Origin of the sequence: Streptomyces africanus, assembly GCF_030816955.1 — a bacterium.
Lineage (GTDB): Bacteria > Actinomycetota > Actinomycetes > Streptomycetales > Streptomycetaceae > Streptomyces > Streptomyces africanus.
This window is the reverse complement of record NZ_JAUSYP010000001.1, coordinates 3,193,797-3,216,442: the sequence shown is the minus strand read 5'-3', so window position 1 is coordinate 3,216,442 and position 22,646 is coordinate 3,193,797. Positions and strand designations below refer to the sequence as shown.

Sequence of the window (22,646 nt, the reverse complement as noted above, 5' to 3'; positions counted from 1 at the left end):
ACTCTGGCCGGAGGCCGGGCCCTGCTGAAAAGACTCTAGAACCAACGGCCCGCCCGGGCCTAGAGGTTGAATAACGCCAAGTCCCGATACGGTGGCTCTGCGTCACCCGCACACGTGGGTTCGACCTCATGGGCGTCGCGGGACGTATGTCAGGATTGAGACTTGGAACGCTGCACCCAAGGGGGAGTTGGATGTACGGCAGCAGGGGGGCAGGGCCGTCCGCCGGGAGGCGGATGTCCGCGGTGGTGCTCGGGGCGGCACTGCTGATCACGGGGTGTTCGTCCGATGGGGGAGACGGATCGGACAAGGGCGCCGACGCGGGCGCCGGAATCACACAACAGCCCAAGGAGACCGCCCCGTTCTGGGTCAATCCGGACGGCACCGCGGCCCGGCAGGTCGCCGCCCTGGAGAAGGCCGGCAAGAAGCAGGACGCCGAGCACATCCGCAAGATCGCCGAGCAGCCGGTCGCCGAGTGGATCGGCCCGGACAACCCCGAGGAGCAGACCCGGGGCTTCACCGAGGCCGCCGACAAGGCCGGCCGTACGGCACTGCTCGTCCTCTACAACATCCCGCACCGCGACTGCGGCCAGTACTCGCAGGGCGGTGCCGCCGACGGCAACGCCTACCGCGAGTGGCTCGACGGCGTGGCGACGGGCATCGGCGGCCGCTCCGCCACGGTCATCCTCGAACCGGACGCGCTGCTGCACCTGGTCGACGGCTGCACCCCGGAGCAGTTCCACGAGGAGCGCTACGACCTGCTCAAGGGCGCCGTCGCCAAGCTGAAGTTCCTGAAGAACACGAAGGTGTACCTGGACGCGGGCAACGCCGGCTGGCAGCACCCCGACCAGATCTTCGAGCCGCTGAAGTGGGCCGGCATCGACCAGGCCGACGGCTTCTCCGTCAACGTCTCCAACTTCTACTCCACCGACGACTCCATCGCCTACGGCAAGCAGCTCTCCGCCAAGGTCGCGGGCAAGCACTTCGTCATCGACACCAGCCGCAACGGCAAGGGCCCCTACACCCAGGGCAGCCCGGACGAACGCTGGTGCAACCCGCCGGGCCGCGCCCTGGGCGAGACACCGACGACCAAGACGGCGGACCCGCTGGTCGACGCGTACCTGTGGGTCAAACGGCCGGGGGAGTCGGACGGCGAGTGCAAGGGCGGGCCGAAGGCGGGCCAGTGGTGGGCGGACTACGCGCTGAAGCTGGCCAGGGCGAGTTCCTGACTAGAAGGCCGGGCACACATCGCCGACCAGGTCGGGATCGACGGCCAGTTCCTTCTCGTACTCGGTCAGCTCCCGCCCCGCCAGGGCGCACAGCCGGTCCATCCAGTGTTCGGGTTCGAGCGGGATCACGGAGGTGCGGGAGCCGTCGACGACCGTGAGCGACGTGCCGTCGGTGCTCGGTGAGAGGACCGAGCCGTAGCCCACGTAGTAGCGGTAGGTGTCCTGGCGCTTGTCGATGTCCCAGACGACTTGTTCACCGGCGGCGGTGGTCGTGTGCAGCAGACGGTCGCCGAGGAAGCGGCCGAGGTAGTAGACGCCGTTGTTGGTGAGGTTCTGCAGCCAGGTCTTCTTCTGCAGGTCCCGCAGGCGTACCCGGCCGCCGGCGTACTGCACGGCGAGGATCCTGCCGTCGGGGGAGAGGGCGAACGACCGGACCGACCGGTCGTCGTCGTCCTTCTTGATCCACCTCTTGAACTCACCGGTGGTGAAGTCCCAGACGCCGATCTCGGCCACCGTCCGCACCACCGCCTGCGGTTTTCCGGGTACGGCGGTGGCGAAGGTGCCGGCCGCCTCATTGGCGAGCTGCGCGCGCTCCTGGACCGGGGGCTGGTAGATCTCGCCGACCGGCTTGCCCGTGTCGAGATTCCAGCGGGAGACGTACGACAGCCCCGAGATCACGGCGTGGTCGTCGTCGGAGAAGCTCAGGTTGATCCAGGACGGGACGAGTCCCGTCTGCGGGTCCGCTCCGGAAGCCGTGATGCCGGGAGGGGCGGGCAGTTCGAGGACGTGCTCCTCCTTGAGGGAAGAGCCGTCGATCCGCCAGACGAGGACTGTCCGCTCGTCCTGGGCGATGGTCAGCATCCGTCGCCCGTCCGGGCTGAAGGCGGCGTACAGCCGGGCCAGCGGCCGGGACGGGCGCGCGGTCGCCAGGAGCCGGTGGTCGGCCAGGTTCCACAGTTGCAGTCCGCTGCCGCTGGTGTCGACGACCGCCATTTTGCCGCTCGGTCCGTCCGGTGTGCGGATGCGGTTGATCAGGGAGTTGGAGTCGAAGGACGTGGGCGGTTTGACGCGTACGGTGACGATGCTTCCGCCGACGGCGACGGCGGCGCGCAGGTGGTCCGGAGGGCCGGCGAGCGCGACCGCCGGAGCGAACGAGCGGCCGGTGATGTTCTGGTCCTCGGCGGCCGCGGCGGGGGTGTCGAAGGTGGCCGGCCAGCCCTTCTCCAGGTCGATGACGAGGAACCGCATCCGGCCCAGGTCGCTGCCGATGCGCCCGGTGGGATTGACCAGGTAGCGGCCGGTGGCGTCGAGCCGGGGCGTGTAGAGCGGGCACAGGCCCGGGAAGCTGTTGCTCCAGTTCTGGAAGCGCCGGGGCGTGGTGCCCAGCCGCCACGCTTCGAGTGCGCCCTGCTCGGTGCAGGTGACCAGGACACGGCCGTTGCCGCTGACCGTCGCGGAGGCGGTGGCGCGCTCGTCCCAGGGGCGACGCAGCGAACCCCGGTCGAGGTCCCAGGAGACCAGCCTGCCCCGTACGTCGTCCGCTTTCGCCCCGGAGGGCACGATCCGCGCCACGACCGTGTCGTCCGCGGCGAACCAGGCCTGTGCCGCGTCCCAGCCGCGCGGCGGGGCCAGGGTACGGCCCGTGCGGCGGCCGTCGTCCGCGTTCCACACGAGCACGCCCTCACGGGGGATCGCGGCGAGGACCCGCTTCCCGTCCCCGTCGAAGCGCAGGTCGTTGGGGGCGCGCGGGTTCTTCTTCACGGCCTCGCCCTCGCGCAGGGCCATGACCCGGAACTTGTCCGGGTCGGAGGAGAGCGGTATGCCGAGGGAGATCACACCCCAGTCCCTCGCCCGGGCCACCCTCCGCCCGTCGGCCGACACGGCGATCCGGTCGGTGTCGCGCCGTTTCGAGAAGAGGACGGGTCTGGGCATCTTCTTCCCCCGCAGGTCCAGCCGCACGAAGTCCCCGCTGGCCAGCACGGTGTAGGCGAACGAGCCGTCGTCCGTGAGGGCGATGTCCTCGACGTCGTTCCGCCCCTCCATCACCACCCGCTCCACGTCCTGCGACCGCAGGTACTGCGCGAGCAGCGCGGAACGCGCGTCCGGCCGGGCCTCGGCCCGATACGCCCCGACCGCATACAGCGAGGAGGCCGTCAACGACGTGCTGTCGAAGCTCGCGGCCTGCTGCGCCAACCGGTCCGAAGCCAGCCGCCGCTGTTCCGTCAGCAGGTTCAGATACAGCACGGACACCACCGCCGCCGCCACGACGGCCAGGACCGTGACCACCGCCCACAGCACCCGCAGATACCGCTTCCGGCGCTCGGACCTCGCGCTCTCCTGCTCCTTACGTGCCCGCAGCCCGGCACTCGCCTCGATGAACTCCCGGTCCTCCGCCGTCAGTTCGGCACGCCGCCGCGCGAGCCACCCCTCCGCCACGGACAGGGCCGGATCCTCCAGCAGCAGACCGTCCGGCCGTCCCGCCCGCCACCAGCGGGCGCGGTCGTAGCGCAGTTCGCCGCGCCAGGTGAGGAACGTACGGTCTTTTTCCAGCTGCGTCGCGAGCGGCTGCCAGTGTTCGATGAGGGCCTCGTGGGCCAGCTCGACCGTCTCGCCCCGCTCGGGGTCCGCGCCCAGCACCAGGACCCGGGCCTCGGCGAGCGCGCGGGCGATGGCCCACTGCTCCTCGCCCACGTCGCGGCGGGCGAGCCGGGCGCGCAGGGCCGTGCCGCTGCCGGGCGGGATCTGGACCAGCGCGCGGAGCAGCCCGGTCGCGGCATCCTCCGACGCGCCCCGCAGCGCCCGCTGCCACGCGGAGTCCGCCCTGCTGCTCAGCACCCCGCCGAGGCCGCCGAGTTCGCGGTAGGTGTCGAGGCGGAGCCGGCCGCCGACCTGCCGTTCCCACAGGGTGGTGAGGACGAACCCGAGCAGGGGCAGGGCTCCGGGCCGGCCCGCCGCGTCCTCGATGAGCCGGTCGGCCAGTCCGCTGTCGTACTCCACGCCGGGGAAGGCCCGCAGCGGCAGCCGGACCACCTCGGTGAGCTGCTCGCGGGTCATCAGCCCCAGCTGGTGGGCGGGCGCCCCGCCGACCAGCCGGCTCAGCTCCGGGTGGCGCAGGGCCGCGTCCTGGAAGTCGGTGCGCAGCGCCACCAGGACCGCCACTCCGGGGTGCCGGCAGGCGTCGAGGAGGGCGTCGACCAGGGTGCGCAGCTCCTCCTCGGGGCGCAGCAGCAGCGCCTCCGCCTGGTCGAGGGCCAGCACGAGTCCGCGTGCCGAGCGGTGGGTCCGCAGCACCTCTCGTATCGCCTCGGCGTCCGGCTGCCGGCCCTCCGCGCGCAGCGTGACGACCTCGACGTCCTGTTCCTTCAGGCGGGGCAGCACGCCCGCCATGAGGAGGGAGGACTTGCCGGAGCCGGAGGGCCCGGTCAGTGTCACGCAGCCCTCGGGCGAGCCGTGCGGACAGAGCAGGTCGACGACCGCGGTGACGTCCTCGTCCCGGCCGTAGAAGTGCGCGCTGTGCTCCTCGGTGTACGGGCGCAGGCCCGGGAACGGGGAGTCGGGCGCGAGCAGTTCGGCCAGATCGGGGAGTTCGTCGAGAACCGTGCGGGTCGGGATGCAGAAGGCCTGCCCGCGGTGTGCCGGTGAGATCGAGGCGACGATGCCGACCACGGCACCGAGGTCGTCGTCCCACACGGCGGAGCCGCTGAAGCCGGGCTGGATCGGGTCCGACTGCCCGTCGAGCGGCGACATCTGAAGCCGGCCGGTGCCGGTCCGGGCGCGCAGCCGGGCGGTGTGCCAGCCGCCGCCCGTGTCGTCCCTCGGCAGTCCGAAAACGATGGCCTTGTGGTCCCAGACGTCCCGGGGCGCCACCATCATGACCGGCCGGGCCTGCGGAAGCGGGTGGGACAGGGACAGTACGGCGATGTCCCCGGTGCCGTTCGCACGGACGGGCACCCAGTCCTGGACGACGGCGTCCACCGGCTCGCCGTCGCGCAGGACCAGACGGACACCGAGGGGTCCCTCGGGGAGCTCCTCCTCGTGGGACGGCCGCCCAGAGGCCTCCAGGACGACATGGGCGCAGGTCAGCACCAGTGTGGGCGCGATCAGCACCCCCAGGCCGCCGATGTGCCCGTCCCTGCCCGTGACCTGCACGGTCGCGGCGGCCAGGACCTCCTCGGCCACCGGGTCCGACGTGGTCGACTCGGTCATCTCCCGCTTCCCCCGCCACCGCCCGCCACACGTGTCGATCTCGTATCGAGGGAACCCAGATGCCGGGCGCGCGTCAAGCCGGTTTCCCGTCAACACCCGGACATGCGAAAGGGGCGCCCTCCGCGCGGGAGAGCGCCCCGATCAGCCGGTTCCTACGGCACCTTGACCCACTGCGCCTTGCTCGGCGTGCCCCGGTCGTCCGTCACGAACAGCATGTACCAGCCCGCCTGGACCAGGTTGCGGTTCTCCGGCACGGTCACCGTCAGCTTGTCGCCGGACGCCTTGAAGTCCAGCGCGATCGACCGCTGGTCGACGTCCGTGACGTGCGTGGAGGCGCTCGGGCGGATCAGCCGGACCTTCTTGATCCTGGACGCGTCCGACGAGGTGAACGTGCCCGTCCCGCCGCGCTCGATGGTCTGCGGCCCGCCCGACAGCGAGGGCTGGTCCCCGTCGCCGTAGAGGTACGGCGGCGTGTAGATCTCGATGCGCTGCTCGAACTCGCCCGGCTTGGTGTTGGCCTTGTCGGCGTACAGAGAGTCCGAGCCGAAGAACATCACGCGACCGTCGGGCAGCAGGATCGACCCGGAGTGGTAGTTGCGGCCCACCAGCGGGTCGGCGACCCGCCGGAGCTCGTTCTTCTTCGTGTCGTAGAGCCGTGCCTGAAGGATGTTGGAGTCGCCGCGCCCGCGGTAGTCCTCCGAACCGCCGGAGATCAGCACGCTGTCGTCGGGCAGGACCGAGGCCTGCGGGTAGCGCGTGCCCTTGTCCAGGGACGGGCCGTCCACGAAGCGCGGGTTGTCGGCCTTGAGGTCGACGATCCGGGTCTTCTCGCTGGACTCCTTGGACTCGCCGACGCCACCGCCGCCGATCACCATGTACTTCTCGTCCTGCGCGGGCGGCAGCAGCACCGTGCCCGACGTCTCCATCAGCGTGGGGTCGCTCAGGCCCGGGATCTTCGTGAACTTGTTGGTGTCCACGTCCCACACGCCCGGTTCACGGCCCACGTTGTCCGGCCCGTAGCCCGCGTTGGAACCCGAGTAGAAGACCTTGCCGTTCTGCATGAGGAACAGCGCCGGGTAGGTCGGGAACTGCCGGATCTTGCCCGTGTAGCTCCACTTCTTGGTCTTGGGGTCGAAGACCTCGTTCTTGCCGGGGACGAGCTGGCCGATGTCGTCGAGGCCGGAGACGCTGAGGATCTTCCCGTTGCTCAGGGTGGTGAGCGTCGGGTACCAGCGGGCCTCCTTCATCGGATCGACCTTGATGTACTTCTCGGCTACGGGATCGAACTCGAAGGCGTCCCGGATCCCCTGGAAGTCCTTCTTGTCGAGGGCGAGTTTCTGCGCGATGCCGTAGGTGTTCTTGGCGTCGGCGCCCTTCAGGCCCTGCACGCGGTAGTTGTCCTGCGTGCCTGTCTCGTACTTCCGGCCCCGCTTCTGGGCCTCGACGTAGATCCGGCCGAGGCCGGGGTCGTTGCGCAGGAACTTGCCGGTCGCCTTGTCGAAGACCTTCTTCGCGCGCGGCACGAGCACCGGGTCCTTCGAGACGAAGGTCTTGCCGTTCTGCTTGCCGGTGAACTTCGTGCCGGCGGGCAGCGTGATCGGCTTGTCCGGGTTCTCGTTGTGGACGATCATCAGGCCGCCGGCCTTGGTGACGTCACCCTTGAGCTTCTCGTACCGCTTGGTGCCGCCCGCGATGAGCAGGTTGCCGTTGGCGAGCTGGGTGTGGCCCGTGCAGAACAGGTCGCTGGGCGTGGGGACCTTCTTGATGGTGCCCTTGACCGGGTCCCAGATCCGGGTGTCGAACTTCTTCGCGTCGAAGTTGTCCTGGTTGTTGCCCGACCCCGCGACGAGCAGCACCTTGCCGGTGCGCAGCAGCGCCGCGTGGATCGTGTTCTGCCGGTACTCCTCGGGAAACTCGATGATCTCCCACTTGCCGTTCGCGGCTTTGTACTCCGGCTTGTTGATTGTGTACTGGTGGTATTTCTCGGTGCTGAAGCGGTAGAGCCACGGCCCGTTCATCCCGGCCAGCGCGAGTACCACCGCCGTGCCGATCGCGAATCGACGGGCCCGGCGGCGGCCTGCACGGTCGTTCATTCCTTACGTCCCCCAAGTCCACCAAGGGCGATCTGCATGGTCTGGTCGGTCCCCCCGACCTCCCCGTTTGCGCCAGGGGTGGCGGCCCAACCGGGCTTGTGCTGCGGGGGATGCGCCGCCGACGGCTGCTGCGGGATGGGCAGCGGCCGCGTCCGGTGCGGCCCCGCAGGGTCCTGGGGCTGCTCCACGGCGGGAGCGGCGGGCTTCTTGGCGTCCTGCCGCAGCTGCCAGCGCCAGGCGAAGACCGGCGAGGCGGTGATCAGCAGCGCGAACGTCGCCCAGATGATCATCGCGGGGTGCGAGTGGCCGAAGACGAAGCCGGCCGTGATCGACGCGCCGAAGATCGCGACGAAGTACCAGTGGTAGCGGAACGTCCCGAACCAGCGGTCCGGGCTCGCCGAGTCGCCCTTGGGCGTGACCACGAACTTGCTCTTGCGCCGCAGCACGGAGTCGATCAGCGCCTTCGCGTACAGCGGCGCCGACAGCGCGGACATCACCATGCCGGCCACACCGCCGGAGCCCTCCGGCTCGTGCGGCGAGACGTTGTGCCGGCGGTTCCAGACGTACAGACCGATCTGGAGCGCGGAGGCGTTGCCGTAGAGCATCAGCCAGACCGCCGGGTCGATGTTCACACCCGAGGCGCCCAGGCCCAGGAACAGGGCGCAACTCAGCGCCGCCAGGATCCAGTTCAGGGCCGACATCGGGTAGAAGATGATCATCATCGTGTAGTTGAAGAGCTTGCTCGGCGGCAGCGAGTACCAGCCCTTCCAGTACTGCTTGAGGATCGTCTCGTAGGTCCCTCGCGACCAGCGCATCTGCTGGGTGAAGAAGTCCGTCCAGGCGCTCGGGCCCTCACCGACCGCCAGCACGTCCGGCGTGTACACCGAGCGCCACTTGTTGCCCGTCGCCGGGTTCTTGTGGCGGTGCATCTCGAAGCCGGTCGCCATGTCCTCGGTGATCGAGTCGTACAGACCGCCGATCTGCTTCAGCGCCTTGATGCGCACGGCGTTGGAGGTGCCGACGAACATCGGGGAGCCGTAGCGGTTGCCCGCGCGCTGGATCAGCGCGTGGAACAGGAACTGCTGCGACTCGGCGGCCTTGGTGATGGGGTTGTCGTAGTTGCCGTACACCTGCGGGCCGATGACGAAGCCGACGTCCGGGTCGCGGAAGAAGCCGAGCATCCGCTCCAGGTAGTTGGGCAGCGGCACGTGGTCGGTGTCGACCGAGGCGAAGAAGTCGTAGTCGTCGCCGTGCGCCTCCAGCCAGGCGTTGTAGTTGCCGTGCTTGGTCTTGGCGCGGTGCGGGCCCTTGGCCTGGTTCCACTTGGCGACGCCCTTGCGGGAGAAGTGGTGCACGCCGAGGCGCTCGCAGACCGCCTTCACCGCGGGGTCGTCGCCCTCGTCGAGCAGCCACACGTGCATCAGGCCCCGGTGGCGGATCCTGACGGCCGCCTCCAGGGTCTTCGTCACCATCTCCAGCGGTTCCTTGCCGGGCACGAAGGAGGTGAGGAAGGCCACTCTGGTGCCGGTCTCGGGTACCACCGGGATCGGGTCGCGGGCGACCAGGGTGGCGTGCGCGTTCGACACCACGTTCATGCAGCGGAAGAACTCGATCAGACCGATCGAGACCAGCATCACGATGTCGAGCGCGGGCAGCCAGTCGAAGGCCGGGTAGTCGCGCTCGGTCCAGTGCTCGGGCTGGAGCAGCCACACCAGCAGTACCACGGACAGCACCGGGGCCGCGGCCAGCATCAGCGCGACTCTCATCCGGTGCGGTTCCTGCGAGATCAGCGACCGGTACTGCACCTTGTACGGCTTGGTCGGATCAGGCTGGGTGAGGGGACCCGCGAGCCGGCTGTAGTGCTCGTAGTCGTATCTCGGCAGCGTCTTCTTGATCCGCCGGAACGTCCCCGTGGTGCTCATCCGATGTGCCGGAACCCTGAGCTGGGTGGTCTGGGACGGGTCGTGGTCCTGCTGTCGGGCGCCCGTCGGCCTCGACGTCATGAGTCATTCCCCCCACACGCGGACACCGCGTGTTTCGTCGCTTCCTTCCGTCTGCGGCAGGTCCCCCTCGACCTTCACAGACGTATCAGTGGTGGGTCGCTGTCACCACGTCATCCACACCTTATAGACACGGCAACGCGACCTTCCGGTTGCATGATGCCCCCCTCGGCATCGCTTCCTGAACGGGGCCCCTACCCCCGCTCGGCCCGCAACCGGCTCTCAATCCCCCCAACTGCCGCGAATCCGCAGCATCTTGAAAAACCAGAAAACCAGGGTTCTACGGCGTTCATCATGATCGCAAGATGCGAAACGCGGTGTTTACCGGTCATACGCGTTCAATGTGGTGGGTGTGGGGACCCTGTGGAGCGGTTGTGGACAAGCGGGCGCGGATGTTCCCGAAGTGCTCTCTTATGGCCTCCTCCGCCCGCATCGAGTCGCCGGACCGGACCGCGTCGAGGATGTCCCGGTGCTGCCGGCAGGTCACCTTCGGGTCCTGCGGCTCGCCCCCGAGGTCGGTGCGGACCCGGTGGAAGGCGTCCCAGAACGCCTCCAGGACCTCGCTCAGCAGCACGTTGTCCAGCCCCCGGTAGAGGGTGGCGTGGAAGGCCCGGTCGGTCTCGGCGAGCCCGGCTCCCCGTGCGGCCTGCTCTTCCATACGGCCGACGAGCCCGTCCAGTTCAACGAGGTCCGCTTCCGGTATCCGCCCCGCGAGCCGGGAGACCAGCCCGGTCTCCACCGCCTCCCGCAGCTCCAGCAACTGGAGCAGCGAGTCCTCGCCCCGGTAGTGCCCGGCGACCGTGCGGAAGGCGAGGCCCTCGATCATCGGGGCCAGGGACATCGGGCCGACGTAGGTGCCGAAGCCGTGCCGGATCTCCACGATGCCCATGGCCTGGAGCGCCTTCAGCGCCTCCCGCACCGAGTTCCGGCTCGCGCCGAGGTACTCCATCAGCTCGGGCTCGGTCGGCAGCGGGGCCCCGGAGGCCAGCCGGCGGTCGATGATGAGCTTCTTGATCCGCTCCTGGAGATCACGCGCTGCCATGGCGAGAGGGTATCCGGCCAATCGCGCGGGGGGCCGGGTTCCGGCCAGAGTGCACCAGGGCTGCAGACAGGCGAAAAGCCCCTCGCTTCCGCGATGGGCCTTCGGTCGGTGTGACTGGGCTGCGCCGGGCTTCTGTCTTCCGGCTCGCTGCAAGGCCGAGAGACGGGGGTGTGGGTGGCGGAGCCCCCACGGCGCGCGGCGAAGCCGCGCAGAAAAGACGATGGCGGCTTGTGTTCGCGCTGTCCGCGAACACAAGCCGCCACCGGCATCGTGCGCCGCCAGGGACTCGAACCCCGGACCCGCTGATTAAGAGTCAGCTGCTCTAACCAACTGAGCTAGCGGCGCGCGCTGACGACGTAACTCTACAGGACGCCGGGAGGTGCTCCGGACCACCGGGCACGGCCCCGGGAAGGCTCCCGGACGGCCCCGCGTACATCATTCGGACCGTCAGCATGCGCGTGCGGATGACAGTTGAGAAACTGGCGACGCGCGCCCGGACGGATACCGGCGCGGCCTTTTCCGTCGGAAGTGTGAGGGGTGTCGCATGAGGTCTCCGGTATTCGAGGAATTCGATCCCGCGAGCGACTGCGACTGCCCCGGATGCATCCACTGGCGCCGCGTCCTGCCGCATTCCCGGGCCGGCCGCACCACGGCCCACCCGGCCGCACGCCGTGCCCTCGCGCTGGCCGCCATGGCCTCGGCGGCGCTCGGCGCGGGCCACGCCGTACCGGCCGCAGCCGCCCCGCACGCCCCCCACCGGCCCGACGTTTCCGCAGGTGACGAGCATGACACCCCCCAGGGCGGCAAGGCTCCGCTGTACGGCCCCGGCGGCCTTCCCGCGGAGCCCTCCGCCACCCTCAAGCCCACCGCCATCACCCGTACGGAGATCATCAACCGGGCCAAGACCTGGGTCGCCGCGAAGGTCCCGTACAGCATGAACACGTACTGGTCCGACGGTTACCGACAGGACTGCTCGGGTTATGTATCGATGGCCTGGAGGCTGCCCGGAAACGAATGGACGGGCAGCCTCGCCCAATACGGTGAGCGGATTTCCAAGGAGGAACTCCAACCGGGCGACATCCTGCTGTTCCACAATACGGCCGACCCGGAAAGCGGCTCGCACGTCGTCATTTTCGGCGGCTGGACGGACCACGCGCACACCCATTACACCGCCTATGAGCAGACCCGCCCGCACACCCGCCGGCGGTCCACCCCGTACGCCTACTGGAACGACTCCGACAGGTACGTCCCCTACCGGTACAAGGGCGTCACCTCGGCGGAGGAGACGGAGCCGGGGACCGTACCGGGCAAGGAACCGGTCAGCGGGACATCGGGCGCAGCGGCCCTCACGCCCCTCCCAGGAGCGGCGTATTTCGGCCCCGGCGCGCACTACGCACACCTCACGCCGCACGGCCGGATGCTCGTCGGGGACCTGGGCGTGACGGCCGGGGAGGCCGGGCCCTCGCCCTCCTCCCACGGCGTGCCCGGCTACCCGGGTCGGGCGATGTTCCGGCCCGGCGCCGCCAACCCCTACGTCACCCAACTGGGGAGGCAACTGGTGCGGAAGGGGTTCGGCGGGTTCTACCCGGCCGGGCCGGGGCCGCTCTGGGGTGAGGCGGACCGGCGCGCCGTCGAGGCCTTCCAGCGCACCCAGCGCTGGCGGGGCGGCGCGGCGGACGGCTACCCCGGCCCGGAGACCTGGCGGCGGCTCTTCTCGTAGGCCCCGGCGCACACCGGGGATCACCGTTGTGACGCATCTGGCGCGGAGGCTGGAGGCACCCATGAGTACGACCACGTCCCACACGTCCGAGCCCGACGGGCCGGCAGGCGGTCCGGCCAGACCCGCCCGGCTCATCCAGAACGAGGCCACCACCGAGATCCCTGTCCACCTGCTGTTCCGCGACGACCCGGCGGACCCGGCGCCGGTGCCGCTGAAGCCGGCGGTCGTCGCCCGTAGGCAGGGCACGGGGGAGCAGCCACGCCTCACGCGCCCGGCGGCCGTGGCGTCGCGCCCGGTGCCGCAGGCCGATCCCGACCTGGTGGAGCGGCCCGCGCGGGTGCTGCCCGGGGCGGCGGGTGTGCTGGCCGGGGTGTGCGGGGCGGCCGGGTGTGCGGCCACCTCCTGGTGGGCCGGGCTGCTCCCGCCGCTCGCGCTGGAGGCGCTGCGACTGCCCGCGTACGCCGGGGCCGGGCTCGGTCCGGCGCAGTGGGCGGCGTACGCGGGAGCCGGGGCGCTCGGGCTGTTCGGGTTCGGCGGGCTGGCCCGGGGCCGGACCGGACGGGCCTGGGTGCTGGATCTGTTCGGCCGCTACCGGGGGACCGTCCGGCGCTCGGGTCTGCTGTGGGTCAACCCGCTGCTGCTGCGCCGCCGGGTGGACGTACGGCTGCGGCACTGGCGCAGTGAGCCGGTGCCGGCCGCCGACGCGAGCGGGGTCGCGCTGCGGGTCGTCGTCCAGGTGGTGTGGCGGGTGCGGGACACCGCGCGGGCCACGCTGGGCGTCGAGGACCACGAGGCCTATCTGCGCGAGTGCGTCGAGGCGGCCCTGGCCCGGGTGCCGGTGGAGATGCCCGGCGGGGCCAAGGGCGCCACGGACGCGGCGGCCGAGGCGCTGACCCGGCTGGCGGCGGCCGACGCGGTGCCGGTCGGCCTGGAGGTGTTCTCGGTGCAGCCGCTCCGGGTGGAGTACGCCCCCGAGGTCGCCGCGGCGATGCACCGCCGCCATATCGCCGCGCTCGACGCCCGGCGCCGGGCGAGCGTGCTCACCTCGGTCGTGGACTCGGTGGAGGACACGGTGACCCGGCTGACCATGCGGGGGCTGGTCGAACTGAACGACTACGAGCGGAAGGTGCTGGTGCGGGACCTGACGGTGGCGTTCTGCGCGGGCCGGGGAGAAACCGCCCCCTGATTGGTATGGACATGTTCAACTAGCGTCCTTATTCTCGGACTTGGTCTAGACCTACCTGCACAGCTCACTGAACCTCCCCCACGTTCTCCAGGAGCGGCAGCATGCGCAGAAGGACCAAGTTGTCCGCCGTCGCGGTGGGACTGGCCACGACCGGAGCCCTCGTACTCTCCTCCGGCGGCGCCAGCGGCCACGGCTACACCGACCTCCCCGTCAGCCGGCAGAAGCTCTGCCAGAACGGCACCGTGACCAACTGCGGTCCGATCCAATGGGAACCGCAGAGCGTCGAGGGCCCGAAGGGCTTCCCGGCCTCCGGTCCGGCCGACGGGCAGATATGCAACGCCGGACTCGGCCAGTTCAGCCAGCTCAGCGCACCGCGCACGCCGTCCGGCGGGGCCTGGCCCACTACCAGGGTGACGGGCGGCCAGACCTACACGTTCCGCTGGCAGTTCACGGCCATGCACGCCACGACCGACTTCAAGTACTACATCACCAAGCCGGGCTGGAACCAGAACCACAACCTGGCCCGGTCCGACCTCAACCTCACGCCGTTCTTCACGGTGCCGTACAACGGCCAGCGGCCGCCGTCGACGCTCTCCCACAGCGGCAGGCTGCCGTCCGGGCTGAGCGGCCATCACGTCATCCTGGCGGTGTGGACGATCGCCGACACGGGCAACGCGTTCTACGCGTGCTCGGACGTCACCTTCTGAACCTTCTGAGGTTCTCTTGAGTCACCGGTGCGGCCGGCGTGGGTAGGTTCCTCCCACGCCGGCCGATCGGGGCCGGCGCATCGACCTCGGGGGATGCGCGATGGACGTGATCTTCTACATCGTGCCGGGCCTGATCACGGCCGGGGCGGTCTTCATGGCCTACCGGATCGTGCGGCGCTGGCTCCAGGTCCGGGGCGCCTGGAACAGCGGGCTGACGGCCGAGGGCCGGTGCCTGCGCGCCTACGCGACGGTCAGCGGCGGGCACGGCGACACATCCGTGCATACCGCGCTCCACCACGTGTACGAGTTCATCACGCGCGACGGCCGGGTCATCCGGTTCGAGGAGGAGGGCGGCCGGGGGACGATCGTCGAGGGCGACTACGTCACGGTCTACTACAGCGAGGGCCGGCAGGTCGTGGCCACGGCGCAGCCGCCGAGCCGGGTGCGGCACGCGGTGGCCACCTTCGGCATCCTGGCGTTCCTCGGCGTGATCGTCCTGTTCTGCGCCGGCTTCGTCGTCACGTACGTCCAGATCTTCGGCCCGTACAGCGACTTCCTCTTCAGTGGCGGCAGCGGGACGTCCGTGCTGCCGTGAGCCTCCACATCTGACGGTACGTCAACTACCGTGCGCGGCCATGGACTCAAGGGCGAGCACGGTGGCGGAACTCGTCGCCGCCCGGTGGGGCGACCACCGGCCGGGACTGCGGTGCGAGGATCGGGCGCTGACCCACCACGAGGTGGCCGCCGCAGCCGCGGCCCGGGCGGCCCTGCTGGCCGACCTGCTGCCGCCGGACGCCGAGCCCCACATCGGGGTGCTCCTCGACAACACCCCCGAGTTCCTTCTGTGGCTGGGCGCGGCGGCCCTGGCCGGGGCGGCGGTCGCCGGTGTCAATCCCACGCGGCGGGGCGCCGAACTCGCCCGTGACATCCTGCACACCGAGTGCCGGATCCTGGTCACCGAGCGGACCCACCTGCCGTTGCTCAGGGGCCTGGACCTGCCCGGTGTCCGTGTGCTGGTGACGGACGCGCAGGAGTACGCCGACCTCCTGGCCCCCTACGCCGACGCACACCCGGACGCCTCCCGCGCCACCCCGCGCGACCGCCTCCTCCTCTACTTCACCTCCGGCTCGACCGGAGCACCCAAGGCCGCCCTCTGCTCCCAGGGCCGCCTGGCAGCCGCCGGACGCTCCCTGGCCGGACAGTTCGCCCTGGGCCCGCAGGACGTGCACTACCTCTGCATGCCGCTCTTCCACGGCAACGCGGTGATCGCCGGCTGGGCCCCCGCCCTGGTGACGGGGGCGGGCGTGGCACTGCGCCGGCGCTTCTCGGCGTCCCGCTTCCTGCCGGACGTCCGCCGGTACGGCGCGACGTACTTCACCCACGTCGGCCGGGCGATCCAGTACGTCCTGGCCACCGAGCCCGGCCCCGACGACCGGGACAACCCGCTGCGTCTGGGCTTCGGCACGGAGGCCGGTGCGATGGACGCGGCGGCCTTCGAGCGGCGGTTCGGGGTGCGGCTGGTGGAGGGATACGGCTCCTCGGAGGGCGGGGCGGCGGTGCAGTGGTCGCCGGGGACACCGCCGGGCGCGGTCGGCCGGGCGGCACCCGGGCTCGTCGTCCTCGACCCGGAGAGCCGCGAGGAGTGCCCGCCGGCCCGCTTCGACGCGGCCGGGCGGCTGCTCAACGGGGACGAGGCGATCGGCGAACTGGTCAACCGGGGACCCAGCCCCTTCGAGGGCTACTGGCGCAACCCGGCGGCGGAGGCGGAGCGGCGCAGGGCAGGCTGGTTCTGGACGGGCGACCTCTTCTACCGGGACGCCGACGGCTACCTCTACTTCGCCGGCCGCACCGACGACCGTCTGCGTGTCGACGGCGAGAACCTGGCCGCCGCGATGATCGAGAACATCCTCGCCCGGTACGAGGGGGCCGCCGCCGTCGCCGTGTACGCGGTGCCGGACCCGGTGACCGGGGACCAGGTGATGGCGACGATCGCCGGGACGTTCGACCCGGAGGGGTTCGCGCGGTTCCTGCTCGCGCAGCCCGACCTGGGGACGAAGACGGCGCCCCGGTTCGTGCGGGTGGTGGGGCGGATGCCGGTGACGGCCACGAACAAGATCCGTCGGGCGGCGTTACGGAAGGAAGGCCTGCGGTGCGCGGACCCGGTGTGGTGGCGGCCGCCGGGGGAGCGCGCGTACCGCCTGCTGACCAGGGAGGATCTCGACACGCCGAAGGGCCTCCCGCTCCCACGAGAGGCCCTTCACCGGTGCGCCGCCAGGGACTCGAACCCCGGACCCGCTGATTAAGAGTCAGCTGCTCTAACCAACTGAGCTAGCGGCGCATGACTCCCGCCGACCGCGTTCGCATCGCGTTCTCGCGGCTGGCGACAGAAAAAATAATACCTGGTCCCGTGGGGTGCTTCGGACCACCCCGAGCGGGACCCGGGGCCCCCTAGATCGCCATGGACAGCAGGACCGGTGCCGCGTTGCGGTTGAGGGCGTCCGCGGCCTGGCGGAGCCGGTGCGCGTGCTCGACCGGGAGGGACAGGGCCAGGCAGCCGACGGAGGAGCCGGCCGTGACGGGGACGGCCGCGCAGACCGTGCCGACCGCGTACTCCTGGAGGTCCAGGACCGGCACGGTGGGCGGCTGGGACTCCAGCCGGGAGAGCAGCAGGCGGTCGCTGGTGATGGTGCGCGAGGTGAGGCGGGCCATCTTGTGCCGGGCGAGGTGGTCGCGGCGGCCGGCGTGGTCGAGCTGGGTGAGCAGGCTCTTGCCGATGGCGGTGGCGTGGGCCGAGGAGCGGAAGTCGACCCACTCGTTGACCTTGGGCGTGGCCGGGCTGTCGGCGTACTGGGTGACGCTGATCTCGCCGTCGACGTACCGGCTCATGTAGACGGCGGCGCCGACCGAGTCGCGCAGCCGGTCGAGGGTGTGCTGGAGCTTGTCGCGCAGGGCCTGCTCGCGGTGCTGGGCGGAGCCGAGGCGGGCCAGCGTCTCGCCCGTGACGTACGCGCCGTCGGCGATCTGCTCGACGTAGCCCTCACGGCGCAGCATGCGCAGCAGCGCGGTCAGCCGCCCCGGTCCGATGCCGGTGTGCCGGGCGAGCTCGGTGTCGGTGACTCCGGTGGAACTCCGCGCCACGGTCTCCAGGACGCGCAGGGCTTCCTGGGCCGCGTGGTACGGGGTGGTCGGCGGCTCGTGCTTCAGCGCCACGGTGGTCTCCCCCTGCGCTTGCTGTTAGGGCCGTAATCCGGTCAGTGAACCTCTATCAGGTTAACCGGCAAACACCCTGCGGAGAGCGGGGGTTGACAAGATTCCCGAGCCCCCGGACCGGGGCATCGACCCTCTGGCATATGCCAGAAGCATGCCCCAGCCCTCGGGCCCGGACGTCCTGCCTGGTCACGCGGTGTAGTCAGAGTACTGCGCTGAGGAACTCCCGCGTGCGGTCGTGCTCCGGCTCGCTGAAGATCTTCTCCGGCGGGCCCGACTCGATGACCCGACCCGAGTCGAACATCAGTACCTGGTCGGAGATGTCCCGGGCGAAGTTCATCTCGTGCGTCACACAGAGCATCGTGATGTCCGTGGAACGGGCGATGTCCCGCAGCACGTCGAGGACGCCCGCGACCAGCTCCGGGTCGAGCGCGGAGGTCACCTCGTCCAGGAGCAGCACCTGCGGCCGCATCGCCAGCGCCCGGGCGATCGCCACCCGCTGCTGCTGCCCGCCGGACAGCTGCGCCGGGTGCTTGTCGAGGTGGTCGGTCAGCCCGACCAGCTCCAGCAGCTCGCGCGCCCGCTCCTCGGCGGCGTCCTTCGACATGCCGAGGACCGTGACCGGGGCCTCGGTGATGTTGCGCAGGACCGTCATGTTCGGGAACAGGTTGAACTGCTGGAACACCATCCCGATCTTCTTGCGGACCTCGCGCACCTGCTTCTCGGGCGCCGGGAACAGCTGCTCCCCGTCCACGGTGATCGTGCCCTCGTCGGGCTTGAGCAGCGTCATCAGCAGGCGGAGGATCGTGGTCTTGCCGGATCCGGAGGGGCCGATCAGGGTCACGTGCTTGCCGGCGTCCACGGAGAAGTCCAGGTGGTCCAGGACCGTGTGGTCGCCGAACCGCTTGGTGACCTGCTCCAGCCGGATCAGCTCGCCGGTGCTCCTGGCGGGGTTCTTCTCGGGGTTGGGGAGAGTGTCAGTGGGCAAGGCGTCGCTCCAGTGCTCGCATGAGAAGGGAGGCCAGGTAGGAAATGAGGATGAAGGCCACGCCGATCACGGTGAGCGGCTCGGTGAACTGGAAGTGCTCCTGCGAGTACAGGCGCGCCTGGCCGAGCAGCTCCAGCACGGTGATCGCCATCACCATCGGTGTGTCCTTGAGCATCGAGATGACGTAGTTGCCGAGCGCGGGGACGACCCGGCGCACCGCCTGCGGCAGGATCACCGCGGTCCACGTCCGGCGCAGCGGCAGGTTCAGTGCCGTCGCCGCCTCCCACTGGCCGACCGGCACGGCCTCGATACCGGCGCGGTAGACCTGCATGGTGTACGTCGAGTAGTGCAGCCCGATGGCGAAGACACCGGTGGCCAGCGCCGAGAAGGTCAGGCCCCACTCGGGCAGCACGTAGAAGAGGAAGAACAGCTGCACCAGCAGCGGGGTATTGCGGACGAACTCCGTGACCACTCCGAGCGGCCAGGTCACCCACCGCGAGGGCACCCGCATGAGCAGCGCCCACACCAGGCCCAGCGCGAACGAGATCAGCGAACCGAGGGCCAGGATCTGCAGGGTGACCAGCAGACCTTCCCAGAACTGCGGCATGAAGCCGCTGACTGCGCTCCAGTCCCACTTCACGCGACAGCACCTCCCACACCGGTCGTCTCCGGCCGGCTCAGTTCCTGGTCGGCCGAGGACCCGACCGGCTTACCCGTGCCGGCCTTGAGCTTGCGCTCCAGGCCGCGCATGCCGCGGGTCAGCAGGAAGGCGATGGCGAAGTAGATCAGCAGCACGACCGTGTAGATCTCCGCGCTCTCCTGGAGCGCCAGACGCACCAGGTTGCCGCTGAACGCCAGGTCACCCATGCCCATGATCGACACCAGGGCGGTGCCCTTGAGCAGTTCGATGAGCAGGTTGGAGAACGGCGGGATCATCTCCGGCACGGCCTGCGGCAGCAGGATCAGCCGCATCCGCTGCCAGGGCGTGAAGCTGAGCGCGATCCCGCCCTCTTTCTGCGCCGGGTCGACGGCGTTCAGCGCGCCGCGCACGATCTCGGAGCCGTACGCCCCGTAGGTCAGGCCGAGCGCGAGGGAGCCGGCCCACAGGGGCACCAGCTGCCAGCCGAAGGAGATCGGCAGCACGAAGTACACCCAGAAGATCATCACCAGGGCCGAGGTCCCGCGGAACACCTCGGTGTAGAGGCCGGCGAGGAAGCGGACGATCCACAGCCGGTGGGTGCGCAGGACACCGACGACGAAGGAGACCGCGGTGGCCAGCAGCGCGCTGCACACGAGCAGCTGGATCGTGACCCATACGCCCTTGAGTACGAGTTCCCAGAGTCCCGAGGTCATCCGCCGCAGAGCTCCTTCGCGGTCAGATCCGTCATCTCCGCCTTGGTGAATCCGAAGGGCTTGAGGATGCGGAACAGTTCGCCGCTCTTCTTGAGCTTGTGCAGCTCGACGTTGAAGGCGTCCCGCAGCTTGGTCTCGGTCGGCCGGAACGCGAAGGCGCCGCCGTCGACGTGCGGCTTGCCGTCCACGAGCGGGGCGAACGGCTCGGTCGACTCCGCCTTGCTGGACTTCTTCACGACCTCGCGGGTGGTGAGCGCCGTACCGGCGAACACGTCCACGCGGCCCGCCTCGACGGCGTTCAGCCCCGCCACCTGGTCCGGGACGATGAGGATGTCGCTCTCCTTGTACCCCGCGTCGACGGCGTACTGGATCTCGGCGTACCCGGTCCCGGTGGCGAACTTCGCCTTCTTCTCGACGACGTCCTTGTAGCTGCGCAACCCCTTCGGGTTCCCCTTGCGGACGATGAACGCGTCGAGCATCTGGTAGTCGGGGTCGGAGAAGATGACCTGCTCGCAGCGCTCGGGGTTGACGTACATCCCGGCGGCCACGACGTCGAACTGCTGGGAGTTCAGGCCGGGGATGAGCGAGCCGAACTCGGTCGGCACGGGCTGGACCCGGTCGATGCCGAGACGCTTGAAGATCACCTTGGCCAGTTCCGGTGCCTCACCGGTCAGCTCGCCGTTCGTGTCGATGAAGCCGAACGGGATCTCACCGGCGATGCCGAGGCGGACGACGCCCGCCGCGCGGAGCCGGCCGAGCAGGTCACCGCCCTCGGTGCTCGACGCCGTGGCCACCCGGCTGCATCCGGCGGCGCCCAGCGCGCCGAGCGCCGCGACCCCCGCGAGCAGCGACCGGCGTGTGGGCGTGGATGCGGCCTGGGATATGGGTTCCGGACTTCTCAGTGGGCTTCTCTGTGGTGGAGCCATGGGCGCGCGGCTACCCGACCCGATCCGAGTTATGCCGATCTTTTCAAGCCCCGCACGTCTCCCGGTGCGCCCTTGACCGCGGGGGCGGCGGGCACTCCCATGGAGGCATGGCTGATCGCTATATCGAAGTCTCGCTGGTCAAGCGCGACGTGACCTGCAGGGCCAGGCTCCTGGACGACCGCGCACCGATCACCTGCGCGGCCGTCTGGGATGCCCTTCCGCTCGCCAACGACGTCTACCACGCGAAGTACGCACGCAACGAGATCTACGCCCTTTTCCCGCCCTTCGCCGAAACCGAGCCACCTCTGGAAAACCCGACTATCACTCCGATTCCCGGCGATCTGTGTTATTTCACCTTCGCCGGGGCGGAGTTGGGGACCAAGGCCTACGGCTACGACCGCGAGGTCCGCGCCGGGACCACGCTCGTCGACCTGGCCCTGTTCTACGAACGCAACAACCTGCTGCTGAACGGCGATGTCGGCTGGGTCCCCGGCATCGTCTGGGGCCAGATCGTCGAGGGCCTGGACGCCATGGCCGAGGCGTGCAACGACCTGTGGAGGTCGGGAGCGGCGGGGGAGACGCTCAGCTTCCGGAGGGCCTGAGCCGGCCGGCGGACGCCACGCCGGCCTCGTACAGCGCGTGGGCCGCCCGCAGCACCAGATCGTCCCGGTGCCGGGCGGCCACGAGCTGGAGCCCGATCGGCAGGCCGTCCCCGTCGGAGCCGACCGGCACGCTCGCCGCGGGCTGCTGCGTCATGTTGAACGGGTACGTGAACGGCGTCCAGCCCGTCCAGCGCCGGTGGCCGGATCCTTTCGGTACCTCGACGCCCGCCTCGAACGCCGTGATCGGCAGGGTCGGCGTGACGAGCAGGTCGTGGGTGTCGTGGAAGCTGCCCATCCGGCGCCCCAGGTCCATCCGGACGTCCACCGCGGCCAGATAGTCCAGCGCCGAGTAGCGGGCGCCCTGTGTGCAGATCTCGCGCAGACCCGGGTCCAGCAGTTCCCGCTGGTGCGGGCCCAGGTGCTCGGTCACCCGGGCCGCCCCGCTGAACCACAGGGTGTGGAAGGCCTCCACCGGTTCGGTGAGGTCCGGGTCGGTCTCCGTGACGTAGGCACCGAGCTCCGCCAGCCGCTCCACGGCCCGCCGCACCGCCCTCGCGACCTCCGGGCGCACCGCCACCTGGCCGCCCAGAGTCGGCGAGTAGGCCACGCGCAGCCCGCGCACCCCGCCCGCCAGGCCGTCCGTGTACGCACCGGGCGGCGGGGCGAGCGCCGACCAGTCCCGCGAGTCGGGGTGGCCGATGACGTCCATCAGCAGCGCCGCGTCCGCCGCGTCCCGGGTCATCGGCCCGACGTGCGCCAGCGTGCCGAACGCGCTCGCCGGGTAGAGCGGCACCCGCCCGTACGTCGGCTTCAGCGCGAAGATCCCGCAGAACGACGCCGGGATCCGGACACTGCCGCCGCCGTCCGTGCCCAGCGACAGCGGCCCCGCGCCGAGCGCCACGGCCGCGGCGCTGCCCCCGCTCGATCCGCCGGCGGTGCGCGAGGGGTCGTACGGGTTGCGCGTCACCCCGCTCAGCGGGGAGTCCGTCACGCCCTTCCAGCCGTACTCGGGGGTCGTCGTCTTGCCGATGAAGACCGCCCCGTGCTCCCGCAGCCGGGCCACGGACGGGGCGTCCTCGTCCCAGCGTCCCGCCGGATCCACGGCCTTCGAACCGCGCAGGGTCGGCGCGCCGCGCAGCAGCAGGATGTCCTTGACCGTGACCGGTACCCCGTCCAGCAGGCCCTGCGGCTCACCGCGCCGCCATCGCTCCTCCGACTCCCGGGCCCGGGCCAGCGCGTCCTCGGCGGTCAGCCGGACGAAGGCGTTCACCTCCGGCTGGATCGCCTCGGCCCGCTCCAGCGCCGCGCGGGTCGCCTCCACAGGGCTCCACTCGCCCTTGCGGTAGCCGTCGAGGAGCCGTACGGCGGTCAGCTCGGTGAGCTCGGTCAT

Annotated in this window: 16 protein-coding genes, 2 tRNA genes and 1 pseudogene; 7 read left to right on the top strand and 12 right to left on the bottom strand. The window is 70.4% G+C overall.

What is annotated here, in order from left to right; all coding sequences use genetic code 11:
• Nucleotides 1-191 precede the first annotated feature (191 nt).
• Nucleotides 192-1,226, top strand: coding sequence for a glycoside hydrolase family 6 protein (locus tag QF034_RS14790; RefSeq protein WP_307175404.1), 1,035 nt, complete (start codon nt 192-194; stop codon nt 1,224-1,226).
• Here QF034_RS14790 and QF034_RS14785 read toward each other — a convergent pair whose 3' ends face one another.
• The 5 genes from QF034_RS14785 to QF034_RS14765 all read right to left on the bottom strand — a co-directional run bounded on the left by QF034_RS14785 (nt 1,227) and on the right by QF034_RS14765 (nt 10,912).
• Nucleotides 1,227-5,432: an nSTAND1 domain-containing NTPase gene (locus QF034_RS14785; protein ID WP_307175403.1), complete on the bottom strand. Its 4,206-nt coding sequence runs from the start codon at nt 5,430-5,432 to the stop codon at nt 1,227-1,229.
• 152 nt (nt 5,433-5,584) lie between these two features.
• Nucleotides 5,585-7,525, bottom strand: a complete 1,941-nt coding sequence (glxA, locus tag QF034_RS14780) for a radical copper oxidase GlxA (protein WP_307175402.1) — start codon at nt 7,523-7,525, stop codon at nt 5,585-5,587.
• Nucleotides 7,522-9,528: a glycosyltransferase family 2 protein gene (locus tag QF034_RS14775; RefSeq protein WP_307175401.1), complete on the bottom strand. Its 2,007-nt coding sequence runs from the start codon at nt 9,526-9,528 to the stop codon at nt 7,522-7,524. The genes glxA and QF034_RS14775 overlap by 4 nt, the downstream gene beginning before the upstream one ends.
• A 325-nt stretch (nt 9,529-9,853) precedes the next feature.
• A complete protein-coding gene (locus tag QF034_RS14770; protein WP_307175400.1) occupies nt 9,854-10,567 on the bottom strand; it encodes a FadR/GntR family transcriptional regulator in 714 nt (237 codons plus the stop codon).
• A 271-nt stretch (nt 10,568-10,838) separates the two neighbouring features.
• A tRNA-Lys gene (locus QF034_RS14765) sits at nt 10,839-10,912 on the bottom strand.
• A gap of 199 nt (nt 10,913-11,111) precedes the next feature.
• Here QF034_RS14765 and QF034_RS14760 point away from each other — a divergent pair.
• The 5 genes and pseudogenes from QF034_RS14760 to QF034_RS14740 all read left to right on the top strand — a co-directional run bounded on the left by QF034_RS14760 (nt 11,112) and on the right by QF034_RS14740 (nt 16,479).
• Nucleotides 11,112-12,287, top strand: coding sequence for a peptidoglycan-binding protein (locus QF034_RS14760; protein WP_307175399.1), 1,176 nt, complete (start codon nt 11,112-11,114; stop codon nt 12,285-12,287).
• A 61-nt stretch (nt 12,288-12,348) separates the two neighbouring features.
• Nucleotides 12,349-13,473: an SPFH domain-containing protein gene (locus QF034_RS14755; RefSeq protein WP_307175398.1), complete on the top strand. Its 1,125-nt coding sequence runs from the start codon at nt 12,349-12,351 to the stop codon at nt 13,471-13,473.
• 101 nt (nt 13,474-13,574) lie between these two features.
• Nucleotides 13,575-14,180, top strand: coding sequence for a lytic polysaccharide monooxygenase auxiliary activity family 9 protein (locus QF034_RS14750; protein ID WP_307175397.1), 606 nt, complete (start codon nt 13,575-13,577; stop codon nt 14,178-14,180).
• Nucleotides 14,181-14,280: 100 nt separating this feature from the next.
• A complete protein-coding gene (locus tag QF034_RS14745; protein ID WP_307175396.1) occupies nt 14,281-14,775 on the top strand; it encodes a hypothetical protein in 495 nt (164 codons plus the stop codon).
• A 40-nt stretch (nt 14,776-14,815) separates the two neighbouring features.
• A pseudogene (locus QF034_RS14740) lies at nt 14,816-16,479 on the top strand (AMP-binding protein).
• Here QF034_RS14740 and QF034_RS14735 read toward each other — a convergent pair.
• The 6 genes from QF034_RS14735 to ehuB all read right to left on the bottom strand — a co-directional run bounded on the left by QF034_RS14735 (nt 16,445) and on the right by ehuB (nt 20,654).
• Nucleotides 16,445-16,518, bottom strand: a tRNA-Lys gene (locus QF034_RS14735). The pseudogene QF034_RS14740 and the gene QF034_RS14735 sit on opposite strands and share 35 nt — an antisense overlap.
• 110 nt (nt 16,519-16,628) lie before the next feature.
• On the bottom strand, nt 16,629-17,390 hold the full coding sequence (locus tag QF034_RS14730; RefSeq protein ID WP_307175395.1) for an IclR family transcriptional regulator: 762 nt from the start codon (nt 17,388-17,390) through the stop codon (nt 16,629-16,631).
• A 199-nt stretch (nt 17,391-17,589) separates the two neighbouring features.
• A complete protein-coding gene (gene ehuA / locus QF034_RS14725) occupies nt 17,590-18,375 on the bottom strand; it encodes an ectoine/hydroxyectoine ABC transporter ATP-binding protein EhuA (protein WP_307175394.1) in 786 nt (261 codons plus the stop codon).
• Nucleotides 18,365-19,015 carry an ectoine/hydroxyectoine ABC transporter permease subunit EhuD gene (gene ehuD, locus QF034_RS14720; protein WP_307175393.1) on the bottom strand — a complete coding sequence of 217 codons (651 nt, stop codon included), beginning with the start codon at nt 19,013-19,015 and terminating at the stop codon, nt 18,365-18,367. The genes ehuA and ehuD overlap by 11 nt, the downstream gene beginning before the upstream one ends.
• Nucleotides 19,012-19,728, bottom strand: a complete 717-nt coding sequence (gene ehuC / locus QF034_RS14715) for an ectoine/hydroxyectoine ABC transporter permease subunit EhuC (protein ID WP_307175392.1) — start codon at nt 19,726-19,728, stop codon at nt 19,012-19,014. The genes ehuD and ehuC overlap by 4 nt, the downstream gene beginning before the upstream one ends.
• Nucleotides 19,725-20,654, bottom strand: coding sequence for an ectoine/hydroxyectoine ABC transporter substrate-binding protein EhuB (gene ehuB, locus QF034_RS14710; protein WP_307175391.1), 930 nt, complete (start codon nt 20,652-20,654; stop codon nt 19,725-19,727). Before ehuB ends, ehuC begins: the two co-directional genes overlap by 4 nt.
• Nucleotides 20,655-20,761: 107 nt before the next feature.
• Between ehuB and QF034_RS14705 the strand changes: the two genes are divergently transcribed.
• Nucleotides 20,762-21,256: a DUF3830 family protein gene (locus QF034_RS14705; protein WP_307175390.1), complete on the top strand. Its 495-nt coding sequence runs from the start codon at nt 20,762-20,764 to the stop codon at nt 21,254-21,256.
• Here QF034_RS14705 and QF034_RS14700 read toward each other — a convergent pair.
• Nucleotides 21,237-22,646, bottom strand: a complete 1,410-nt coding sequence (locus QF034_RS14700; RefSeq protein WP_307175389.1) for an amidase — start codon at nt 22,644-22,646, stop codon at nt 21,237-21,239. The two genes, QF034_RS14705 and QF034_RS14700, sit on opposite strands and share 20 nt — an antisense overlap.